Genomic DNA, 19,594 nt, shown 5'->3' with positions numbered 1-19,594 from the left:
TGGATAACGACTTCAAACGCCTCGGTCTGCTCATGACCCTGAAGGTCCACACCGAAACCGCCTGACAGGCACTGGGGAGTTGAGTCAGCCATGCTCACCTCCCCGCGTGGTCTGGTTCACATAGCAAGCGCGGTTGTACATGGCCAACAACGCCTGAATACCGCGAAACACCTGCAAGCGAAGCTCGCCCAGTTCGCGGTCACTGACCTTGCCGTCACCAATCGACCGCGCCCAGGTTTCAGACAGATCTGCGACCTTGTAAAAGAATGTCGCGATGCCACTGGTCATGGTCTCCGGCATGTCATCGGTATAGGCCTCGGCCAGCTCCTGCCAGATGGTGTCCCCCACCAAAGCGTGAACCGCATCAAGAATCCGACGATCCTTGGTCAGCTCCAGGATTTCGCAAAATTCCTGAATATTGATCACGTGGCTGGGGTGCGTAGGCGACAGCTTATGTTGCAAGGTACTGGCGCTTCGGCCAGTGGTAGCGGCGATTGCAGCGGCGCCACCGGGGTACTCCCGAGCAGCGTGGTACAGCGCCAGATCAAGCGGCAGAATTTCCCGCGAGGCCCGGTCAGAACAGGGGTAACTACGACTCATGGCAGCGATCCTTTAAAAATGCCACTGCCGCGCGGCGATACATGGTGGTACATTCGCCGCGTGGCTCGGTTGGTCCACACGCCGGCAAGGTCCTCTAGACCGAAACCGGCACCGTGCCAGGGCGAACAGTCCCTCGTTCATCCCTGGCGCAACAGCTGCCTTTATCTGTGGTGGAGACGGGCAGCAACTCAAGGCATCAGTGCCTTGAACAACGCGGTAGATACGGTGGGTTGGTAAGCCCCACCATTTACCGCGGCCCGACAACGCTGTGGTGGCGCGAGTCGGGGGAAAAGCAGGCGGCCTTAGGTCGCCTTTTTTCTGACTAAATTCCTGTTTTCACACCTCACGCAACGTCTGTAACGATGTGTGGTTCTATGATTCCAAAATGCTCAAGCACCTCAGGTAACGAAACCGCCCCTTCGCTTTCCCGCGCCAGGGCCTTGATCAACGGCACGCTTGGATTCTTCGACGCGTATTTGACATGCAGCCTCAGATAGCTATGGGAAATCGAACAGCGCTGGGCGTATGCAATCAAATCTGGGCTGTGAAGCTGAGAGATGTAGTCACGTAATTTCATGAGTCCTCCAATCCGGCGAGGAACAAGTTAACCTTTACGGTTAACAAACGCAATACCCAAAAGGACATTCACCTACAAGGTTATGAAGGACAGAATTGGTTCATGACCATTTCAGACATTCGCTTGCAAAACCTCCGACGGATCATGGCCGAAAGGCAGCTCCGACTGACCGACATTGCAGACCTTTTAGGTAAGGCTCCAGCGCAAGTGAGCGCGTTTGGGGGAAAAAATCCTACAAAAGGGATCGGCAACAGAATTGCCAGAGAGATTGAGCAGGTACTCCACCTACAGCTTGGCGAGCTTGATGTTCTTGGGGGCACAGAAAGCTCAAAGAATATAGATCGCGCTAGCGCCAGGGCCAGAGCCACTGAGTTACCCATGCTTGATCTCAAGTCTGTAGATTCGTGGATGAGTGGAAATACAGGAAAATCCGATGGTATTCAGATCGGATGGATAAACTCTCCCGGACCTGTCGGGGAAAAGTCTTTCGGTATAACGGTTGAAGGCTTGAGTATGGAGCCATTCTTTCAAGCAGGTGACAGGCTCATTATCGATCCGTCCCATCCTTGCAAGAACGATAGCTTCGTCCTTGCGAAACGAAAATCTGACAATTTTCTTATGATAAGACAACTCAAAATCGAAGGGAATGAGTCATACTTGCTCGCAACAAACCCCAGTTGGCCAAACCGAATCGAGCAACTTACTGATGCATGGTGTTTAGTAGGCCGAGCCATGTGGGTCGTGACACAGATTTAGAGCGCCAATCAATTCTATTTTGGCTCAGCTATGCCTGCGAAGACTCCGAAGCATTGATCAGAGAGTCATGCCGTTCAAATATAGATTTTTTGGATAGTCGCCTTGCTTCATTTAAAGTCTTTTTCAGCTCAGCACCCTCTGCCTGCCCACAAGCAATAATACGCCCAACCTGTCCCATCACTTTATGAAAAACCTTCTCCAACTCTGAGTCCGGCCTACCCATATCAATTAAGGCTTGGTAGTTTTTAACAAGCCCCCTAATACGATTTCTTTCCTTTTTGGTTATTACGGGTTTAGGACCAGAAATCGACAAGCCCGTTATTAATGCAGGCTCATACTTTCCATTACTCAACGCAATCGCCTGCCCTTTCTTCAAAACATGCATTTTGGATCTTTTTTGCTTGAAGCCCTTTCGAGCCAACATACCAGTGACCTTAGTTACGATCTCCGTTTTTTCGTCCGCACTCAAAGCCGAAGGTGAAGAAACCGTAATATCGTCAGCAAAACGGGAGTAACAAAACCCTTTTTCCTTTAGGCCTAAGACCACTTCAGGCTCAACATCCCAAAAGACTAGATTAGCTAGGTAACTGCTTGTGCTGGCTCCTTGCGGGACCACACCAGCACGAGTAACTAGCCTTGTTAAAAGATGAGCAACGACATGACCAAAATTAAAAAAAAGACTAAAAACATCATAGACTTTAGCAAAACTAATAGACGGAAAAAAATTACTAATATCCTGAACTATATACGACTTAGCGCCTGTGTGAAGATTAGCATTTGAGTAAATACTACGCCGAAAATCAGCGTCCTTTATCCCCCCATGAAGATATTTTGGGTAAACAACCCTTGCCAAGATACGATCTACAATCTTTCTTTGAACCTTCTTCAAATCAGCACGAGCATCATAGGCATACCTAGGCGTGCCATCCTTTTTAACCAATTGGACCGGACGATAAAGAGAATCAGCTTGGCAAGCAAGCCACCCTAAAAACTCAACACTCTCCCCCAAAGCCAAAGCTAGAGACTTTAAACTATAGATTGGTCGACAATGATAAAGAATAGCGTCCATACAGCCCCAAATATGATAAAGGCCAGCCCGAGATTCGGACCGGCCTTAGAAATTCGAAATTGTGATCTGTTGCGCATTCATTAGAAGATCCCCTTCAACGCTTCAATAACGCTTGAGAGATACTCACAAATCAAAGTAAAGTTGTTAAAAATCAATTTTGCAACAAGAACCAGAAGATCAAAATTACTCTTTAACCAACTGCGATTTGACTTGCGTACATATGACTTCTTACCACCTTTCCTCTTCTTTGCGCTAACGTCAACGCGTACACCTTCATTTTTGTGCTTACTCATAGCCGTTTTACGACGGCTAGATTTCTTTAACTGTTTCATCGATATAGCTCCTTTCAGGCGAAATGCCCGCCGAGAAGCTTCTAGGCCGAAAGGAAAATGAAGGTGTAACAAATCACAGTTCTGGCTTATCAGAGAATCTGATAAGCCCCCCCGCCGCAAACGTCACCAGTAATCTTGCTCTGAGCACCATTCGACCGTAAGGGCGGCTGCCCTTATTCGGCCGGATACGGCGGCTGCTCTGCGTGAATTACGGAATCTGAGTCGAGTGGTGGACTCTGATGCCGGGAAACACGCTGGCAGTACGCGCGCGCGTCAGTACCTTGAGCAGCCAAATCACAGGCGTTATGGATGGCGTCCACTGGAAGTGAATGCGTCCGTTAGCACCTTTGGAGTTGGACAGCTGCGGGTAGGTAACTGATGACTTCCCGTTGGCGGAAAAAGCTTTGGTAACCCAAAGCTGATCGGCGAACCGATCAACAACTGCAAGCCTAGTCTTTATCGATGTTTAAAGAGCACCTGGATGATTCACCCAGCAAGCGCGATAGTAGCCCTCTGCCTGTAAAGGTGCTTCAAGCAAAATGTTGCAAGATATTTTATTAACCATTAAGGTACTTTTTCATTGACTAGTTAACCCTTACGGTTAACATTTGTCTTTCTCTACCCACAGAGCGAGGCAACCCCCATGCGCACCACAGCCACCCTGCACGTCCACCCGACCTGCACCCACAACCGCCAACTGATCGAGCACCTGCAAGCCAGCACTGGCTGCTTGATCCTGATCCAGGGCGGTAAACCCCGACTGATCCCCAAGCGTCAGCGCCCTGCCCCCATCAATCCGAGCGGAGGGCGTGCGGCATGAATTACTTCATCGTTGATGAGCGCACCCTGACGCTGTTCTCCGCGCAGGCCAATCTGAACGGTACTTTCCAGCACAGCTGCATCGCCGCCCGCTCTAACGAACGGCGGTCGTTCAGCCTGCAGGTGGATCGCGGCCCGCAAGAAACCACCTTCACCGTGGTGATGCGTGATGAGCGCCACACGCTGACGCTGCGCCGAGACGAGCGCCGCATCCACTTGCGACTGGCTGAGTTCGTCGAGGCCATCGCCAATGGCCGACTGCTGACCATCAGCAACCAAGGCTCAGGCAGCAACAGCCCGCCACATGCCGGGCAAAGCCGTTTTGATCCCCGGCAAACCCGGCAACTGCTATCGCTGATCGGCAGAGGCGGCTTTCTCAGTCTGGAGTTGGGCTTGCCCTGCCCGCTACAAGTCGCGCTGCACCGCACCGGCGGCCGCGATGCCATTACCGCCATTCTGAATCTGGGCCTCAGCCGACCGCAGACATCGTGCTTCACCGTGTATGGCAGCGATAACGAAGCGTTCGAGTTGCTGACCGAATCCATCGAGCATCTGGTGACGTCCAGGTCACCGGCGGCCAACCTGGCGTAAGGAGGATGCATGGACAGCACACTCGCCAAAGCCGCCTCCCACCTCGGCCTCAGCCGACCGCAACTGATCAGGCAGATGCGCGACAAGGGCCTGCTGACCACTGACAACCTGCCGGCCCAGCCGAACCGCGACCGCGACTACCTGCACGTCAAAGAAGGCCACTGGTGGCACCCGCAACTGGGCATGCAGTACAGCCGATCAACCCGCGTCACCCCGGCGGGCATTCGCTGGCCGGCCGTGCAACTGGGCATCGAGCTTGCGCCAGTACCGCCAGACAACCGGCACGTGGCCTAGGGAATATGCCCGCCAGATCCTCGCCATGCCCACCCGCGAACAGCGCAATGCCGCGCTGCTTGAGGTGCCGGAGCCTCTGCGCGAACTGGTCAAACGCCACTGCCTGAACGCCTGGCACCACCCGGCCCGCCTCAACCGCAAGGAGCCACACCAAGGCCCATGAACAAGACCAAACACCCCCAACTGCGCCTGCTACCCGCGCCGGACGCGGCCACGCTGGACATGCTCTACCGCACCTTCAATGACGTGCTGGTGCCACTGGAAAAGGTCCGCACCCAGTATTTCCGCAACCTCAACGAACAGTCGTTCTTGGCGGAATTGAACAGCGGCCGCATCCAGCTGCCCATCCTCACCCTGGACACCAGCCGCAAGGCCATCAAGTACGTCCACCTGCGCCACGTCGCAGCTTTGATCGACATCTGCGCCTATCGGGCAGATGAAAACCTGTCGGCGCTCACCAGCGCGCCCGACGAATCACCCGACTAAGCCCCGGCCGCCACCACCGGCCATCACCTGCCACACAAGGAATACGTACCATGGATAACACCCAAATCTTCGCCCTGCTGTTCGTGCTCGCCTGGGCCGGCGCGATCTTCTGGCTGGGCTACTACTTCGGCCAGAAAGACGGCAAAGCCACGGCCGAAGTCATCAGCCAGGACCTGGCCAACCAAGCCAACGAAGACCTGACCCGCAAACTCAACGATGCCCGCACCCTGAACCGTCGGCTGATGGAACACTTCGAACTGGTGCAAGCCCGACTGCTGACCATTCCCCCCAGTCAGCCTCCAGTCACACAGCCCACCCTGCACACGGGGAAAGCCGCATGAGCCAGCTCATCACCTACAGCGGCACCACGCTCGACCTTCTCAGCCCACAGTCAGAGGTCATCGATTCTTGCGACATCGCCCACGCCCTGTCGCAGATCTGCTGTTACAACGGCCACTCCAGAGCATTCTATAGCCTGGCGCAACGCTGCTGCCTGATCAGCGACTTGGTCGAACCCCGCCACAAACGCGCCGCGCTGCTGATGGAGGCCCCGGCCGCCTACATCGGTAATCTGCCCAGGCCACTGAAAAAAATGATCGGCAAGTACCGAGAAGTCGAAGAAGACCTTTGGCAAGCCATCTGCCAACGCTTCGGCCTCTACCCCATGCTGGCCGACAGCGTGCGCGAAGCCGAACTAATCGTGCTGGCCGCCGAACTGCGCGACCTGCTCAACGTCCCCATGGACCGCTGGCACCTCCCGGCCGGCCCCGGCGCCATGGCAGAAACCATCACGCCCTGGACACCCAAACACGCCCGCTCGCAGTACCTCGATCGGCTGTTCAGCCTGATGACCGATCCACCTGCAGACGACCGGCACGCCCCGGTCGGGAGGCCAGATGAATGAGCTGGCTCTTTTCGCAGGCGCTGGTGGCGGGCTACTCGGCAGCCACCTGCTGGGCTGGCGCACCGTCTGCGCCGTTGAGCGTGATGCCTACGCCGCACAGGTTCTGGCGCAACGACAAAACGATGGCGCCCTGCCGCCTTTCCCGATTTGGTCTGACATCCGAGCCTTTGACGGCAGCCCATGGCGAGGCCTTGTTGACGTGGTTTCGGGCGGATTTCCTTGCCAGGACATCTCCGCCGCAGGCAAAGGCCACGGCATCACCGGCAGCCGATCCGGACTCTGGAAACACATGGCAAGAGTCATCGGTGAAGTTCGATGTGAATACGTCCTGCTGGAAAACTCACCGCTGCTTGTGGGACGAGGCCTTGCCGTGGTCCTCGGTGACCTTGCCGCGCTGGGGTACGACGCGCAGTGGGCTTGTCTCTCAGCGGCAGACTGCCGAGCGCCCCATAAACGCGACCGCATCTGGCTTGTGGCCCACGCCAACGGTCAATGGCAACCACAATCAACCCGGCAGCAGCGACACCGCCGGCTGGGGCCTGAGCAGCGCCGCGAAACAATGGCGCAACCCCAACACCCGGCCCAAATGGCCGACCCCGGTCGCCTCGATGGCCAAAGGCTCATCACCGAAGGCACTGACCCGCAAGACCGGCGCGAGCCGGATCCGGGACCGCCTGGACCATACCGTCATGGCTTCCAACCATGGCCACCTGAACCCGGAATGGGTCGAGTGGCTGATGGGGTGGCCCATCGGCTGGACCGACTTAAAGCCCTTGGCAATGGACAGGTTCCACGAGTGGCAGCGGCAGCATTCACGCTACTCGACGACAGACCCTGACACCCACGCCGCCTGACCCCACTCATCTTTCAATCAACACCTCCCAGACGCGCCTGGCAGCAACAGGCCCAGTCTGGGAACCCGTCGAAGGACAGCAACCGATGGAAACTGAAATACTATCGGACGACGAACTGGCAGAGCTGACCGGCTACAAATCCCGAGCCGGGCAACGCCGATGGCTCGACCGCCATCACTGGGTTTACATCGAAAGTCGCGGCAAGCGGCCACTGGTCGGCCGCCACTACGTGCGAATGAAACTGGGCATCATCCCCGTCCAGCATCAAGCCCTCACCCCACCTGCAGCAGCGGCATGGACGCCGGACTTTTCCAGAGTGAACTGAAATGCGACCGCGTAACCCTGAAAATCGAAATCTCCCGCCCAGAATGCTCAAACGCACCAGAACCCGCAAAAGCGGCAAGGTATGGACCGCGTACTACTACCGTACTCAGGACGGAAAAGACATACCGCTGGGCACCGACATCAACCTGGCCAGGCTCAAATGGGCAGACCTAGAGGCCAAATCCGTACCGGCCGACATGAAGCTGCTCTGTCACATCTTTGATCGCTACCGAGACACCATCATCCCCCGCAAGTCGCCACGCAGTCAGAGCGACAACCTCAAGGAGCTGAAGTTTCTCAGGGCCGTATTCGACACCGCGCCCATCGATGCGATCACACCGGCAATGATCGCCGGATACCGGGACGCCAGAAAAGGAAAGATCCGGGCCAACCGCGAACTGGCCCTGTTCTCGCACGTCTTCAACACCGCCAGGGAATGGGGCCTCACAGATCGCCCCAACCCCTGCCTGGGCGTGCGCAAGAACAAGGAAAAGCCACGCGACTACTATGCTACCGATCAGGTATGGAACGCCGTCTACGCAAAAGCCACGCAAGATCTGAAAGACGCTATGGACATGGCCTACCTCACCGGCCAGCGTCCAGCTGATGTGCGCTTTATGCGTCGAGATGACGTACAGGGCGACTACCTGTTCGTTACTCAGCAGAAGACCAGTAAGCGATTACGCATCCAGTTGGAAACCGATGGGGCCCGGAACAAGTTGGGCCAATTGGTGGACCGGCTCACTTCCACTGACGGCACGCACAGCTCCCCATACTTTTTTGTCAGCAAACGGGGTCTACGGATGTCATCCCGGACACTCAATGCCAGATGGGACGATGCCAGGAGCGCGGCTATCACTGCGGCAATGGAAAGCGATGACAAGGGGCTGGCGGGCAAGCTGGCTGAGTTTCAGTTTCGGGACATCAGGCCCAAGGCGGCGTCTGAGATTGACGATATTGGGGATGCAAGCACCTTGCTTGGGCATTCGAAGCAGGAGATGACAGAGCGGGTGTATCGGCGGGTTGGGGCGATTGCGAAGCCATCGAGGTGAAAGGTGTAATTGCATTCATTGGACACCCGCTCGCATTGAATTTGACCGCCAAACCTCCTACGCATTAGTGGCTGCTTTCGGCCGATTGTGTTGAAAAAGTCGCTCCGCTCAAACTGCCCGGATATTGACCGGGGAAAATGCAATTTTTGCACGCTGATACGTGAAATTTGAGTGCGGACGCCCCAGCCAAAAGTAAGGATTTCAATCTCAGACGCGTACTTTTCTGCCGTGGAAACTAAGGCCGACTTTTTCAACAGAATCGGCCAATAGCGGCCGTCCGGCCCTTAGCGCACCTCTGCATTTTAGCAGATGATAGAAAACAAAGGGCTTCTATGATTCTCTCAAGACGCCTCAGACTCTGCCACTTAGTTTGAGCCCGTCATGCATTTGAATCGCTGCCGACAACGTTGCTGTCACAGCTATTCTCATTTGATAAGCACCCAACAAACTGGCCGCTCCCAATCGACCCATGCAAGATTCAGACGAGCCGTTCTTGGGGTAGCCATATACGTAATGCGGCGACGTCATGAGGCACAACCAGCCGGTAGCTCGGCTGAATAGGTGGAGTGCTTTCGGATAAGGGCTGAACAGCATCTTGAATTTTGCATACTATATGCCTTCAAGTCCTCACCCCAAAAAAGATGCGCCAATAGCTTCCGGCCGGGAAGAATGATTTGAATTTATAGCGAATTCATGGAGTTCAATGCCAATTTTTTAGTTAAAGTAAACAGGCGCTCAAGTCTAATGCTCTTGAGGGTGAGCGCCTTTTTCAACTTAATATGTCAGCCCGGCTTGGGCGCAGTGTAATCAGGTGATAATGCGCCTATGAAGTTTTGGGCTTGACTCGTTTTGATTTTGCAATGCCTTTCCTAGTAGATTCGGCATCTGTAAAATCACACTTGTCAGTGCGAGCATCTTTGAAGTCCGCATTACCAAGCTTTGCCCTTATAAAATTTGATTTTCCAAAGTCGCATGATGTGAAATTTGCGCCCCAAAGCTTAGCATCTTCGAAGTTAGAGTCAGTGAAATATGTGTGGGAGAAAAAGCCGCCTTCGAATGAAGACTCGGAGAAGTCGGTATTGTTGGCCTTTGCCGATGAGAGCATAACTTTATATCCATGAGCAGATCGGAACGTTGAGTGTGATATATTCGCCCCCCACAAGTCTGCAAAGTCGAAGCAAGTGCTGTCAAGGTTGAGCCAAGATAGACAGTCAAGAACTAGGGCGGATTGTGGGCCGTTGCGCTGTTCTTGGATTCGCTTGAGCCACGTGCCAAATGCCGTTTGGTTAGGGTGCTCTATCAAGGAAATTTTGTTATTGCGCCTTGCGCATGCATTTAATGATGCTAGCAAAGCTTCTTCCGCGTTTCTTGCCTGGAACATCGCGGCTTCAAAGCTTGGTAGGGTCGTAACTTTCTCCATCGGCATGGCGTTTCTGAGTACGACATTGAATAGGTTCGTAAGGCAGCTCTGAGCCTCTTCGCAATCATTGCTATCCATTAGGACGATTTCGTACCGCAAGAACCTCAGTATGTTTGGGGAGAGCGCAGTTGGTCCGCAAATTTCAGCCCAGTGCTTAAGACACTCTTGATCGCTCCAGCCGCGCCCTTTTCTCCGTCCTATAGCATCTCTTCGTCCTCGCTCTTCGATGATGTCGCTGATCGCTCGGGTAATCCTTCTGGCGGCCAGATATTCACCGAAACTCTTATGGGTGAATACGAAGGTTGGATCTCCTTTTGGGCGAGAGCCATGCTGTCGGAAGAAGAAAGCAGCTAAGAGAGATGTTATTCCTGCTTTTGCACCGTCTTGGAACGCATCAAGTTGATCACTGAATCCTCCCTCGCGACAATAGTGCTCAATTTCGCTTATAGTAGTGGTGCGACCGTCTCCATGCCAAGCGGCTAGACCTATTTCTTCTAGTATTAAAAGGAAATTCTGAAGATCTATGCTTCGGATTGATTCATGCCGCCTTCCTTTTTCATAGCCTCTTTCGTAAATAGCTTCTACTAGGTCGCTATAAATTTCATTTAAATTGACGCCGGTATTGAAGTTTAGTCTACCTCGGCAGTAGCTTAATGCCAACAAATAATTTAACAGTGGCTGGGCTGTTATCTCTCTGAGGTCATCCCGCTGCAAGTCCTTTGGCAGTCCAGTGAATGGCTTTCCTATCAGGTCCCCATAATTTTTCCACCATAATTCGCTAAGGTCGACCTCTAGCAGATTTTTGGGGTCGTTATAGTGGGACTTTATTTTTGATGGCTCATGATAAGGAAGTATAGTGAGTACTTGCCCGGGAAGTCGAAATTCACTTTCGTTATTTTGAATCACTACTTCTCGGCCGCTGAAAAGAACTTTAATTAGGCTTTTTTGTAAGTTTAGTCTATCAACTGTTTGCTGAACGCTTCTGACAAAATTTTTTGCTGTTACTGCCGCGGCTTGCCCTTGACTTGCAAGCTCATCCAATCCATCTAGTATAACTAATAAATTTTCGCTTAGGTGTTCTTTGGCGATAGGGTTGTATTTTAAAAGCCCTTCATCTTTGACAAAGCGTCCAACCTCTTCAGAAAAGTCTCTGGTGGGGTCAATAAAATGCAGTGGTATGAATATGGTTTTTATTGATTTATTTTCAAAAACATGGGCTGCGTATATCTTTGAAAAAGAGGACTTTCCGCTTCCTGGCCCGCCACTTATTGTGCGAATTGTAAGCTTTGAGTTCTCCTCGCTTACCCAATCATCTAGCTCATCTATCAAGCTGACGACATGTTTTTTTGAGTCTGCTTCGAGGCTTGTTTTTTTGCAAGTTTTCTCTTCATATACAGCGTTAAGTGGAATATAAATTTGACGTAGCCCGAACGGCTCACCAAAAATACTCTCTTCCAGTTTTGCTTGAAGCTTGGATTTATACAGAATCCAGGAACTTTCGTTATTTGCGGCCTCGGCGAATGGAGAGTCTATGCTCTTTAGAAGTAATTCATATTTCTGAGGGTCGCTTGACCATTCACTGTGAAGTGCGTAAGGGATGTAGCCTGGTAGTCGTTGCGATATGGTTTTTGAGGCTGCTACGGTGTAGCCTAACCGCTCTAACCACATTGTCAGTGGATCAATGAATACAGTCGAAAACTTGCTGTTTAACGGATTTTTCAAAAAATCCGCATTAACTTCAATCTCTTGAATATTATCTTCTATCAACTTCTGGAAAGCGTTAAGCTTAGTTTCTTCCAGATTTATCACTTGAGAATCAGTAAGTAATTGATAAATAGCAGATGTTATACTTTTTTGCAGTAGAAAATATGCAAGTACTTCCGGTGAATTGTCTTTCAATCCTAGTGATGCGGCAGCATCTGCAGCGTCATCTGCTATGTCTTCAAATTTTCCTAAAAAAAAATGAGCAACACCTTTAGCTACAGCGGCACCAAATGATTTCGCATCAATTTTTGGCAGACTGGAGCTAATGGCTTTTTTATTAGTAGCTGTGATTCCGGTTGTAAGGCTAGACATCATAGTCCTTTATACAGATGGCTTTATCTTCGTTTGTGGTTTTTTACAGGGGCTAATATATAGTCATGATGTCAAAATGTCACTACTCAGTTATTGAGGTGACGCGGTGCCTATCGATCATCTATACGAAATCTTGTTGCCAATGGTGCAAAATTGGTACGGACAGCTTTCTGGAGGATGCCTTCGGCTTGGGTTTAAAGCTTTTATAGATCAGTTGCCCAACCCATCATTGCTACCGCGACAGGTGTCGATGGTGTTGCGCTTTGCCGACATCGGCACCGCGCGCTTGACTTCCACCTCGCGACCGGTTCGGATGAAAAGCCGCTGACAATACAGCGATGCAATCAATGACTTATTGGCGGCGATGCTATCTTCGGTTACGGTCGAACGTCGCATTCCAGCCTGGTGTGGTCAATTAGACAAATTTGCTCACCGTCTGCTTTTGACCGAGAGCAACTTGTTACGGCTGACAGCTTTTGGCCGATTACTGCCTGTCGCCACCAGCCGCTATGGCGCTACCACTGCCCTTCATTTTTTCAACCTCCTCCAAGTGCCAGGCAACGCCCCATGAAAGCAATGCGCCCTTGCCCTCTCGCATCACAAATCGAGAGGCTTGAAAAAATACTCAATCGCACAGAGTTCGGGAACACATCCCCATTTTTAGGGAACACCTACCCTTTTCCAGCACAAATCCACAAGCACAAAAAAGCCCCGTAGAGGTTAATCTACGGGGCTTTCGAATGTGGAGGCCGAGGTCGGAATCGAACCGGCGTTAACGGATTTGCAATCCGCTGCATAACCATTTTGCTACTCGGCCTCAAAACGCTTGACGCTGCACTTAACAACATCTTGCGCAATCAAATTGGAGCGGGAAACGAGACTCGAACTCGCGACCCCGACCTTGGCAAGGTCGTGCTCTACCAACTGAGCTATTCCCGCGTCATTTGATGTGCGCCATTCTATACATTCAAATCTATCCGTCAACCCCTTGATTCTAAAAAACTTATTTTTTATCTACAGTGGTTTTCAAATGAGGCCATGCGGCCTTGAGGTATTGGATCATCGACCACAGGGTCAAGCCAGCGGCAACCAGCAGCAGCGCGTAGCCCGTGACCACCCAGAAGCTGAGTTGCACCGGATTGGCCAGCAGGATCACCAGGGCGAGCATCTGCGCGGCGGTTTTCCATTTGCCCATGTTCGATACCGCCACCTGAGCGCGGGCACCGATCTCGGCCATCCATTCGCGCAGTGCGGAAATGACGATCTCTCGGCCGATGATGACCATCGCTGGCAGGGTAAGCCAGAAGTTGGCATGGGTCTGCACCAGCATAACCAGCGCCACCGCGACCATGAGTTTGTCTGCCACCGGATCGAGAAAGGCCCCAAACGGAGTGCTTTGCTGCAGTTTGCGCGCCAGATAACCGTCCAGCCAGTCAGTAGCGGCCGCGAACGCAAACACCACGCTAGCCGCTGCGTAGCTCCAGTGATAAGGCACATAGAACAACAGAATGAAGATCGGAATCAGGAGAACGCGTAAAACGGTGATCAGATTAGGGATATTCATCGGCACAACTGGCTACGAGGTGAGCGGGCATTCTACTCGCTATGCAGGTTCGCATAAATCGACTCTGCAAGCTTTTTACTGATACCGGGTGCTTTGGCGATTTCTTCGATGCTGGCGCGCGACAACTCCTGCAAACCGCCAAAGTGCTTGAGCAAGTCGCGGCGCCGGGTAGGCCCCACGCCCACCACGCCTTCCAGGGTCGAGGTACGCCGGGTCTTGCCGCGACGTGCCCGGTGGCCGGTGATCGCGAACCGGTGCGCTTCGTCGCGGATCTGCTGAATCAGGTGCAAGGCCGGCGAGTCGCCAGGCAAGGTAAACTCATGGTTAACATCGTTGAGGTACAAGGTCTCGAAACCGGCCTTGCGGGTCACGCCCTTGGCCACCCCCAGCAAGATGAGGTCAGGCATCGCCAACTCATTGAGAACGTCGCGAGCCATATTCAACTGCCCCTTGCCACCATCCACCAGCAGGATGTCCGGCAACTTGCCCTCGCCGTCCTTGATCTTGCTGAAGCGCCGCGTCAGTGCCTGGTGCATGGCCGCATAGTCATCGCCTGCAGTGACGCCTTCGATGTTGTAGCGCCGATAATCGGATTTGATCGGCCCTTCCGGGCCGAACACCACACATGAGGCCACCGTGGCTTCGCCGCTGGAGTGGCTGATGTCGTAGCATTCAAGGCGCTGCGGTGGCTCATCAAGTTTGAGTTCACGAGCCAGCGCTTCAAAACGCGACGCCACATGTTGCCGGCTGGCCAACCTGGCGCCGAGGGCCTGCTCGGCATTGGTGACCGCCAACTGCTGCCAGCGCGCCCGGGTGCCTCGCACCCGATGACTAATGGTCAGCTCACGACCGCGCAATTCATGAATCGCATCGATCAGGCTCGCAAAGTCGTCGTTGATCACGTTGACGATAACCTCGCCGGGCAGCTCACGATCAACACCCCCCAGGAAATACTGGGCGAGGAACGCCGACATCACTTCGCCGACCTCTTCTTCTATACCCACCTGAGGGAAGAAATTCTTGCTGCCCAGCACTCGTCCGCCGCGCACGCTGATCAAATGAACGCATGCACCGCCCGGATTGACGAAGGCAGCGACCACATCCACATCGCCGGTGCCGCCTTCCATGCTCTGTTGGTCCTGGACACGCCGTAACAGGGAAACCTGATCGCGAAGCTCGGCCGCGCGCTCAAACTCCAGCGCCATGGCTGCCTGCTCCATCGCCGCATTGAGTTCATCACTCAGAGCGTTGCTGCGCCCTTCAAGGAACATCACCGAATGGCGCACGTCCTCAGCGTAAACTTCAGGCTCGACCAGGCCGACACAGGGCGCTTTGCAGCGTTTTATCTGGTACTGCAGGCAAGGCCGGGTGCGGTTGCGGTAGTAGCTGTCCTCGCACTGACGCACAAGGAAGGTCTTCTGCAACAGGCTGAGGCTTTCGCGAATGGCCCCGGCGCTGGGATAAGGCCCGAAATAACGCCCTTTGGCCCTCTTCGCTCCACGATGAATGCTCAGCCGCGGGAAGGCACCGTCCGAAAGAAACACATACGGGTAGGATTTGTCGTCGCGCAGCAGGATGTTATAGGGCGGCCGACTCTCTTTGATGAGGGTCTGTTCCAACAGCAGCGCTTCGGTTTCATTGGCAGTGATGGTAGTTTCGATCTGCGCGATTCGCGCCACCAGCGCACCGGTCTTGGGCGCATGGCCAGTCTTGCGAAAGTAGCTGGCCAGACGCTTCTTGAGGTTCTTGGCCTTGCCGACATAGAGCAGCAGCCCCTGCTCATCGAACATCCGGTAGACACCGGGTCGGCCACTGCAAGTGGCCAGAAAAGCACTGTGATCAAAGGTTTCAGTCATGTTCAGGCGCTGGCATCGACCATGCCGTGACGAACCGCCAGCAGTGCCAGTTCGACATCACTGCTGATCGAAAGCTTCTCGAAAATACGATAACGGTAGGTGTTGACGGTTTTCGGCGACAAGCACAGTTTGTCCGAAATAGTCTGAACCTTCTGACAGCCAACGATCATCAAGGCGATCTGGATTTCTCGTTCGGACAACAGATCGAACGGCGAGTTACTCTGCTCGGGCTGAAACGACTTGAGCGCCAGTTGCTGAGCGATCTGCGGGCTGATGTATCGCTGACCGGCAAACACCATGCGAATGGCCTGGACCATTTCGGTCAGGCCGGCGCCCTTGGTCATATAACCTGCCGCCCCGGCTTGCAGCAGTCGGGTCGGAAACGGATCTTCCTCACAGGCAGTCACCGCCACGACTTTCATGTCGGGGTGGCTGCGCAACAACTTGCGGGTGGCTTCAAGGCCACCAATACCCGGCATTTTGACGTCCATAAGCACGACATCAGGTTTGAGTTCACGGGCTTTCTTCAGGGATTCTTCGCCACAATCGGCCTGACCGATGACCTGCAGGCCATCGATGTCGGCGAGCATGCGGGTTATGCCTGTGCGCACGAGATCGTGGTCGTCGACAACTAGCACCTTAATCAAGGAGACACCTCGCGAAACAGTCATAGCAATGCGTGTCACGATAACAAAAACAGGGAGCCAGACCTAGGGTCTTTGAACTCGTCACACAGTGTCGAGCGCCGCCCTGAAGCTCAGAGAACCGCGACCTAGCAGCCCTCAATGACTGCTATAGCATGATTCGCAAGGCAATGCCCAAGATCCCATGGCCAATACGGGTAATTGAATCAGGCACGCCCCCGGTTTCTGACTCAATGCTGTTGGGTGGACAGCGTTAACCACACGCTATCACTCATAGAATTCAGTGCCAGAAAAAAATGTGCGCCGACTCACAAATATACCCAAAGGACGACCGCCATCAGCTCTCTTCAACTGATGACTCATCGCTGATGGACGGGCTGGAAAAGAGCTTGCTGCCTATCAATGACGACGCGGACAGTTCCGCCATGCTGGTAGTCAACCGCCGGATCGCGTCCTGATCCTCCTTGTGCAGGGTCCTGTAGCTGCCCAGCACTTTTTCTTCGGCCAGGCTGAGATTATCGAGCGGGATTGGCGTAGCTTTTCCTGTGAGCACGTACAATACGTCAACCCCTTTGGCAGAGACCGCAGCCAGGTAATCGGCCTTGGGAGCACGATCACCGCTTTCATACTTGCCTTGGGCATTGGCTTCCACGCCACCGATTTCCCCGAAAGCTCGCTGAGACAAGCCCAGACGCTCGCGTTCTTTTCTTAGACGGTATCCAATTCCACTCATTTGAATGCGCAACCCTGTTGACCCCATTCTAACGAATGGTAAAATCCTGACAAAATTAAACTGATTTGAACGGTTTTAAACTATGCCCGTAATCCGCACTGCTGCACAAGCCAAGGCTTGGCTCGATCAACAGGGAAAATCCGTTCAACAATTTGCTCGTGAAAACAACGTGGATGCTGCAACGACCTATCAGGTTTTAGCCGGCCGCAAGAAAGGTCGCCGTGGCGAAGCCCATAAAGTGGCGGTTTTGCTGGGCATGAAGGTCGGGACCATCTCCACGCCGGAGAACCCGCCAGCCTCTGACGTTGTTTGACAGCACTGCTGAGCGGCCAAGGTAAAGAATAGTTCTGTCCACCGTTGCAGGTTTGATCTGAGTGATCAAATCGCCTTTTCTGACAATTCGCGTCGGCACCTCCCCCGATAAAATTCTGCCTCAACCGCTGGTGACTTGCTCCCCCCTAAAAAACCGATTTGACTTGAGCAACGCAATCAATCGCAAGACGGGTAGTTTTTAAAAACTGCCTGAAGTATGCTCGGCAACATTCCACGGAGACATCATATGTCGCTTACCCTCACCCTCCAATGTGTTCGCCCTGCCGGCCTTGAGTGCCAGGTAGCGACGCATGCTGGCGAAAGGGTTTTGGCCAATGCCTGTCTGCCGGTCGATTTTTATTATGGGTATTGGTTTAGCCACAGGCGCTGATACCCCTACATCGGCGCCCTGACTCACGGGACGCCCACCAGAGAATTCTCAACCCCCGGTCGGCTCCCCGACCGGGGGTTTTGTTTTTAAGCACCTTTAACGACGCACAACAGATTTCCAGAGGACACAGCACATGACCCACTTCACCGATTACTGCAACTACGTCTACGCCTGGCGATTTACCAGCCTCCGTTCGGGACAGCCTGCCGCCTCCGTCCGGTCACTGCCTGGTGGCAATTTGTCTATTACACAACCTTGTCGAACACCCCTATAGGGCGTGAGCGGGAAAAACCCGCCGCCCAGGAAGCCAGAACATGAACGCGCCTGCCACTCTGAAAAACACCGAACTGTCGTCCAGCACCGTCACCCGTCTGGACCCTGCATCCCATCCGCAAAGACTGCCGACCACCGTCGAGCTCAAACAGCGCCTGCCGTTGAATGCCTCCCTGACCAGTCAGGTCGCAGCGCATCGACGCGCCATTCGCGCGATTCTCGATGGCAGCGACTCCCGCCTGCTGGTGGTGGTCGGCCCCTGTTCATTACACGACCCACAATCAGCACTTGAATACGCAGCGCGGCTGGCCGAGCTGGCCAGTGAAGTCAGCGACCAAATGCTGCTGGTGATGCGTGCCTACATCGAAAAGCCTCGCACCACCGTCGGCTGGAAAGGCCTGGCCTACGATCCGCATCTGGATGGCAGTGATGACATGGCGAGCGGACTGAGCCTGTCACGGCAACTGATGCGTGACATGCTCGAACTGGGCCTGCCTGTCGCTACTGAAGTACTACAGCCAATGGCGGCCGGTTACTTCGATGACGTGTTGAGCTGGGTGGCGATCGGCGCCCGTACGACTGAATCGCAGATCCATCGAGAAATGGCCAGCGGCCTGGGCATCCCGGTCGGCTTCAAGAACGGCACCGATGGCGGCGTCGCCGTGGCTTGCGACGCCATGCGTTCGGCGGCTCACCCGCACCGGCATTTCGGCATGGACCGGCACGGACATCCGGCCATTATCGAGACGGCAGGCAACCTCGACACCCATATCGTGTTGCGCGGCGGCCACCACGGCCCCAACTACAGCGCCGAACAGGTCGCCAAGGTCAGTGCCGCGCTTGATAAACAACAGGCCAACCCGCGGATCATGGTCGATTGCAGCCATGCCAACAGCGGCAAAGACCCGGCCCGTCAGCCATTGGTGTTCAACGATGTGCTGGAGCAGCGCCTGCAGGGCAACACCGCGCTGATGGGCATGATGATCGAAAGCCATCTGTTCGACGGCTGCCAGGCTCTGGGGCCTTCATTGAAATACGGGGTATCGGTGACCGATGCATGCTTGGGCTGGTCCGGCACCGAGGCGCTGCTGCGCGGCGCGGTTGAGCGGCTGCGCTACCGCTGAGCCATCACCTCAGCGCGAACATCGGCCTTGGCCGGGACCGCGTCGCTGCGTTCCCCGGCCGAAGCCGGTCTACGCGCTATTGCCGGGCCGGTCAGCGCCGCACGGCATTAGCCAAGGGTCATGAACTTAATCAGGCAGCGCCCTTCACATTACGGTAGGCTTGGTATTTTTCAACAGGAGTACTGTTCCCATGGCAAAAGCCACTGCCCGCCACATCCTGGTTTCCAGCGAAGAGAAGTGCAACGAACTGAAAGCCCAGATCGAAGGCGGCGCTGATTTCGCGGAAATCGCCAAGGCCAATTCAAGCTGCCCGTCGAGCCGTCAGGGCGGTGACCTGGGCTCGTTCGGTCCAGGCCAGATGGTCAAGGAGTTCGACACCGTGGTATTCAGCGCCCCGATCAACGTGGTACAGGGTCCGGTCAAGACCCAGTTCGGCTACCACCTGCTGGAAGTGACCAGCCGTCAGGACTGATCCTGCGCAGTTGATTCTGGTAAACGGCCCATCCTGATGATGGGCCGTTTGCATTCTAACGAGCCGAAACT

The 19,594-nt window shown here is 54.2% G+C and carries 24 protein-coding genes and 2 tRNA genes; 14 read left to right on the top strand and 12 right to left on the bottom strand.

Features of this window, described 5'->3' with window-relative positions; genetic code table 11:
* Positions 1-84: 84 nt before the first annotated feature.
* Both PSCI_RS20380 and PSCI_RS20375 read right to left on the bottom strand, forming a co-directional pair.
* Positions 85-600 carry a phage regulatory CII family protein gene (locus tag PSCI_RS20380; RefSeq protein ID WP_045490548.1) on the bottom strand — a complete coding sequence of 172 codons (516 nt, stop codon included), beginning with the start codon at positions 598-600 and terminating at the stop codon, positions 85-87.
* A 343-nt stretch (positions 601-943) separates the two neighbouring features.
* Positions 944-1,177 carry a hypothetical protein gene (locus tag PSCI_RS20375; protein ID WP_045490546.1) on the bottom strand — a complete coding sequence of 78 codons (234 nt, stop codon included), beginning with the start codon at positions 1,175-1,177 and terminating at the stop codon, positions 944-946.
* Between the two features lie 102 nt (positions 1,178-1,279).
* Between PSCI_RS20375 and PSCI_RS20370 the strand changes: the two genes are divergently transcribed.
* On the top strand, positions 1,280-1,933 hold the full coding sequence (locus PSCI_RS20370; protein ID WP_045490545.1) for a LexA family transcriptional regulator: 654 nt from the start codon (positions 1,280-1,282) through the stop codon (positions 1,931-1,933).
* Between the two features lie 28 nt (positions 1,934-1,961).
* Here the strand turns inward: PSCI_RS20370 and PSCI_RS20365 are convergent, their stop codons facing one another.
* On the bottom strand, positions 1,962-3,002 hold the full coding sequence (locus PSCI_RS20365) for a reverse transcriptase family protein (protein WP_045490543.1): 1,041 nt from the start codon (positions 3,000-3,002) through the stop codon (positions 1,962-1,964).
* 80 nt (positions 3,003-3,082) lie between these two features.
* Positions 3,083-3,334 (bottom strand): hypothetical protein, encoded by a 252-nt coding sequence (locus PSCI_RS20360; RefSeq protein ID WP_045490541.1) that lies wholly within the window; start codon positions 3,332-3,334, stop codon positions 3,083-3,085.
* Positions 3,335-3,977: 643 nt separating this feature from the next.
* Between PSCI_RS20360 and PSCI_RS29560 the strand changes: the two genes are divergently transcribed.
* From PSCI_RS29560 to PSCI_RS20315, 10 genes are all read left to right on the top strand, one after another.
* A complete protein-coding gene (locus tag PSCI_RS29560) occupies positions 3,978-4,154 on the top strand; it encodes a hypothetical protein (RefSeq protein WP_173426695.1) in 177 nt (58 codons plus the stop codon).
* Positions 4,151-4,744 (top strand): hypothetical protein, encoded by a 594-nt coding sequence (locus tag PSCI_RS20355; RefSeq protein ID WP_045490539.1) that lies wholly within the window; start codon positions 4,151-4,153, stop codon positions 4,742-4,744. Before PSCI_RS29560 ends, PSCI_RS20355 begins: the two co-directional genes overlap by 4 nt.
* 9 nt (positions 4,745-4,753) lie before the next feature.
* Positions 4,754-5,038 carry a phage antirepressor KilAC domain-containing protein gene (locus tag PSCI_RS20350; RefSeq protein WP_045490538.1) on the top strand — a complete coding sequence of 95 codons (285 nt, stop codon included), beginning with the start codon at positions 4,754-4,756 and terminating at the stop codon, positions 5,036-5,038.
* Between the two features lie 25 nt (positions 5,039-5,063).
* Positions 5,064-5,201 carry a hypothetical protein gene (locus PSCI_RS29555; protein WP_173426694.1) on the top strand — a complete coding sequence of 46 codons (138 nt, stop codon included), beginning with the start codon at positions 5,064-5,066 and terminating at the stop codon, positions 5,199-5,201.
* On the top strand, positions 5,198-5,524 hold the full coding sequence (locus PSCI_RS20345; RefSeq protein ID WP_045490536.1) for a pyocin activator PrtN family protein: 327 nt from the start codon (positions 5,198-5,200) through the stop codon (positions 5,522-5,524). The genes PSCI_RS29555 and PSCI_RS20345 overlap by 4 nt, the downstream gene beginning before the upstream one ends.
* A 50-nt stretch (positions 5,525-5,574) precedes the next feature.
* Entirely contained in the window at positions 5,575-5,865 is a 291-nt protein-coding gene (locus tag PSCI_RS20340) for a hypothetical protein (RefSeq protein ID WP_045490534.1), read from the top strand.
* Positions 5,862-6,428 (top strand): hypothetical protein, encoded by a 567-nt coding sequence (locus PSCI_RS20335; RefSeq protein ID WP_045490532.1) that lies wholly within the window; start codon positions 5,862-5,864, stop codon positions 6,426-6,428. Before PSCI_RS20340 ends, PSCI_RS20335 begins: the two co-directional genes overlap by 4 nt.
* Positions 6,421-7,266: a DNA cytosine methyltransferase gene (locus tag PSCI_RS28760; RefSeq protein WP_084710048.1), complete on the top strand. Its 846-nt coding sequence runs from the start codon at positions 6,421-6,423 to the stop codon at positions 7,264-7,266. The genes PSCI_RS20335 and PSCI_RS28760 overlap by 8 nt, the downstream gene beginning before the upstream one ends.
* A 101-nt stretch (positions 7,267-7,367) precedes the next feature.
* A complete protein-coding gene (locus PSCI_RS20320; RefSeq protein WP_045490530.1) occupies positions 7,368-7,607 on the top strand; it encodes a DUF4224 domain-containing protein in 240 nt (79 codons plus the stop codon).
* 1 nt (position 7,608) lies between these two features.
* Positions 7,609-8,658, top strand: a complete 1,050-nt coding sequence (locus PSCI_RS20315; RefSeq protein WP_045490528.1) for a tyrosine-type recombinase/integrase — start codon at positions 7,609-7,611, stop codon at positions 8,656-8,658.
* Positions 8,659-9,481: 823 nt separating this feature from the next.
* Here PSCI_RS20315 and PSCI_RS28750 read toward each other — a convergent pair.
* From PSCI_RS28750 to PSCI_RS20280, 8 genes are all read right to left on the bottom strand, one after another.
* Positions 9,482-12,154, bottom strand: coding sequence for a pentapeptide repeat-containing protein (locus tag PSCI_RS28750; protein ID WP_158497592.1), 2,673 nt, complete (start codon positions 12,152-12,154; stop codon positions 9,482-9,484).
* Positions 12,155-12,364: 210 nt separating this feature from the next.
* A complete protein-coding gene (locus PSCI_RS20310; RefSeq protein WP_045490526.1) occupies positions 12,365-12,550 on the bottom strand; it encodes a hypothetical protein in 186 nt (61 codons plus the stop codon).
* Between the two features lie 347 nt (positions 12,551-12,897).
* Positions 12,898-12,971: transfer RNA gene (locus PSCI_RS20305), tRNA-Cys, on the bottom strand.
* 46 nt (positions 12,972-13,017) lie between these two features.
* Positions 13,018-13,093, bottom strand: a tRNA-Gly gene (locus PSCI_RS20300).
* Positions 13,094-13,157: 64 nt separating this feature from the next.
* Positions 13,158-13,718, bottom strand: a complete 561-nt coding sequence (gene pgsA / locus PSCI_RS20295) for a CDP-diacylglycerol--glycerol-3-phosphate 3-phosphatidyltransferase (RefSeq protein WP_045490524.1) — start codon at positions 13,716-13,718, stop codon at positions 13,158-13,160.
* 32 nt (positions 13,719-13,750) lie between these two features.
* Positions 13,751-15,574 carry an excinuclease ABC subunit UvrC gene (gene uvrC, locus PSCI_RS20290; RefSeq protein ID WP_045490522.1) on the bottom strand — a complete coding sequence of 608 codons (1,824 nt, stop codon included), beginning with the start codon at positions 15,572-15,574 and terminating at the stop codon, positions 13,751-13,753.
* Positions 15,575-15,576: 2 nt separating this feature from the next.
* On the bottom strand, positions 15,577-16,221 hold the full coding sequence (gacA, locus tag PSCI_RS20285; RefSeq protein WP_045490520.1) for a response regulator transcription factor GacA: 645 nt from the start codon (positions 16,219-16,221) through the stop codon (positions 15,577-15,579).
* A 334-nt stretch (positions 16,222-16,555) separates the two neighbouring features.
* Positions 16,556-16,951, bottom strand: a complete 396-nt coding sequence (locus PSCI_RS20280; RefSeq protein WP_045494646.1) for a helix-turn-helix domain-containing protein — start codon at positions 16,949-16,951, stop codon at positions 16,556-16,558.
* A gap of 82 nt (positions 16,952-17,033) precedes the next feature.
* Here PSCI_RS20280 and PSCI_RS28745 point away from each other — a divergent pair, with 82 nt between their 5' ends.
* From PSCI_RS28745 to PSCI_RS20270, 3 genes are all read left to right on the top strand, one after another.
* Positions 17,034-17,264: a DNA-binding protein gene (locus tag PSCI_RS28745; protein ID WP_084710044.1), complete on the top strand. Its 231-nt coding sequence runs from the start codon at positions 17,034-17,036 to the stop codon at positions 17,262-17,264.
* Between the two features lie 704 nt (positions 17,265-17,968).
* Positions 17,969-19,051, top strand: a complete 1,083-nt coding sequence (locus tag PSCI_RS20275) for a 3-deoxy-7-phosphoheptulonate synthase (RefSeq protein WP_045490519.1) — start codon at positions 17,969-17,971, stop codon at positions 19,049-19,051.
* Between the two features lie 190 nt (positions 19,052-19,241).
* Positions 19,242-19,523 carry a peptidylprolyl isomerase gene (locus PSCI_RS20270; RefSeq protein ID WP_039589523.1) on the top strand — a complete coding sequence of 94 codons (282 nt, stop codon included), beginning with the start codon at positions 19,242-19,244 and terminating at the stop codon, positions 19,521-19,523.
* Positions 19,524-19,594: the final 71 nt, after the last annotated feature.

Source organism: Pseudomonas sp. StFLB209, from assembly GCF_000829415.1.
GTDB lineage: Bacteria > Pseudomonadota > Gammaproteobacteria > Pseudomonadales > Pseudomonadaceae > Aquipseudomonas.
Note: the sequence above shows the minus strand (reverse complement) of the source record. Positions and strands in the feature narration are given on the sequence as shown.

What these genes read in the sequence shown, in the direction of transcription:
- PSCI_RS20380 (WP_045490548.1), bottom strand. Translation starts at nt 600, where the DNA reads ATGAGTCGTAGTTACCCCTGTTCTGACCGGGCCTCGCGGGAAATTCTG.
- PSCI_RS20375 (WP_045490546.1), bottom strand. Translation starts at nt 1,177, where the DNA reads ATGAAATTACGTGACTACATCTCTCAGCTTCACAGCCCAGATTTGATT.
- PSCI_RS20370 (WP_045490545.1), top strand. Translation starts at nt 1,280, where the DNA reads ATGACCATTTCAGACATTCGCTTGCAAAACCTCCGACGGATCATGGCC.
- PSCI_RS20365 (WP_045490543.1), bottom strand. Translation starts at nt 3,002, where the DNA reads ATGGACGCTATTCTTTATCATTGTCGACCAATCTATAGTTTAAAGTCT.
- PSCI_RS20360 (WP_045490541.1), bottom strand. Translation starts at nt 3,334, where the DNA reads ATGAAACAGTTAAAGAAATCTAGCCGTCGTAAAACGGCTATGAGTAAG.
- PSCI_RS29560 (WP_173426695.1), top strand. Translation starts at nt 3,978, where the DNA reads ATGCGCACCACAGCCACCCTGCACGTCCACCCGACCTGCACCCACAAC.
- PSCI_RS20355 (WP_045490539.1), top strand. Translation starts at nt 4,151, where the DNA reads ATGAATTACTTCATCGTTGATGAGCGCACCCTGACGCTGTTCTCCGCG.
- PSCI_RS20350 (WP_045490538.1), top strand. Translation starts at nt 4,754, where the DNA reads ATGGACAGCACACTCGCCAAAGCCGCCTCCCACCTCGGCCTCAGCCGA.
- PSCI_RS29555 (WP_173426694.1), top strand. Translation starts at nt 5,064, where the DNA reads ATGCCCACCCGCGAACAGCGCAATGCCGCGCTGCTTGAGGTGCCGGAG.
- PSCI_RS20345 (WP_045490536.1), top strand. Translation starts at nt 5,198, where the DNA reads ATGAACAAGACCAAACACCCCCAACTGCGCCTGCTACCCGCGCCGGAC.
- PSCI_RS20340 (WP_045490534.1), top strand. Translation starts at nt 5,575, where the DNA reads ATGGATAACACCCAAATCTTCGCCCTGCTGTTCGTGCTCGCCTGGGCC.
- PSCI_RS20335 (WP_045490532.1), top strand. Translation starts at nt 5,862, where the DNA reads ATGAGCCAGCTCATCACCTACAGCGGCACCACGCTCGACCTTCTCAGC.
- PSCI_RS28760 (WP_084710048.1), top strand. Translation starts at nt 6,421, where the DNA reads ATGAATGAGCTGGCTCTTTTCGCAGGCGCTGGTGGCGGGCTACTCGGC.
- PSCI_RS20320 (WP_045490530.1), top strand. Translation starts at nt 7,368, where the DNA reads ATGGAAACTGAAATACTATCGGACGACGAACTGGCAGAGCTGACCGGC.
- PSCI_RS20315 (WP_045490528.1), top strand. Translation starts at nt 7,609, where the DNA reads ATGCGACCGCGTAACCCTGAAAATCGAAATCTCCCGCCCAGAATGCTC.
- PSCI_RS28750 (WP_158497592.1), bottom strand. Translation starts at nt 12,154, where the DNA reads ATGTCTAGCCTTACAACCGGAATCACAGCTACTAATAAAAAAGCCATT.
- PSCI_RS20310 (WP_045490526.1), bottom strand. Translation starts at nt 12,550, where the DNA reads ATGCGACGTTCGACCGTAACCGAAGATAGCATCGCCGCCAATAAGTCA.
- pgsA (WP_045490524.1), bottom strand. Translation starts at nt 13,718, where the DNA reads ATGAATATCCCTAATCTGATCACCGTTTTACGCGTTCTCCTGATTCCG.
- uvrC (WP_045490522.1), bottom strand. Translation starts at nt 15,574, where the DNA reads ATGACTGAAACCTTTGATCACAGTGCTTTTCTGGCCACTTGCAGTGGC.
- PSCI_RS20280 (WP_045494646.1), bottom strand. Translation starts at nt 16,951, where the DNA reads ATGAGTGGAATTGGATACCGTCTAAGAAAAGAACGCGAGCGTCTGGGC.
- PSCI_RS28745 (WP_084710044.1), top strand. Translation starts at nt 17,034, where the DNA reads ATGCCCGTAATCCGCACTGCTGCACAAGCCAAGGCTTGGCTCGATCAA.
- PSCI_RS20275 (WP_045490519.1), top strand. Translation starts at nt 17,969, where the DNA reads ATGAACGCGCCTGCCACTCTGAAAAACACCGAACTGTCGTCCAGCACC.
- PSCI_RS20270 (WP_039589523.1), top strand. Translation starts at nt 19,242, where the DNA reads ATGGCAAAAGCCACTGCCCGCCACATCCTGGTTTCCAGCGAAGAGAAG.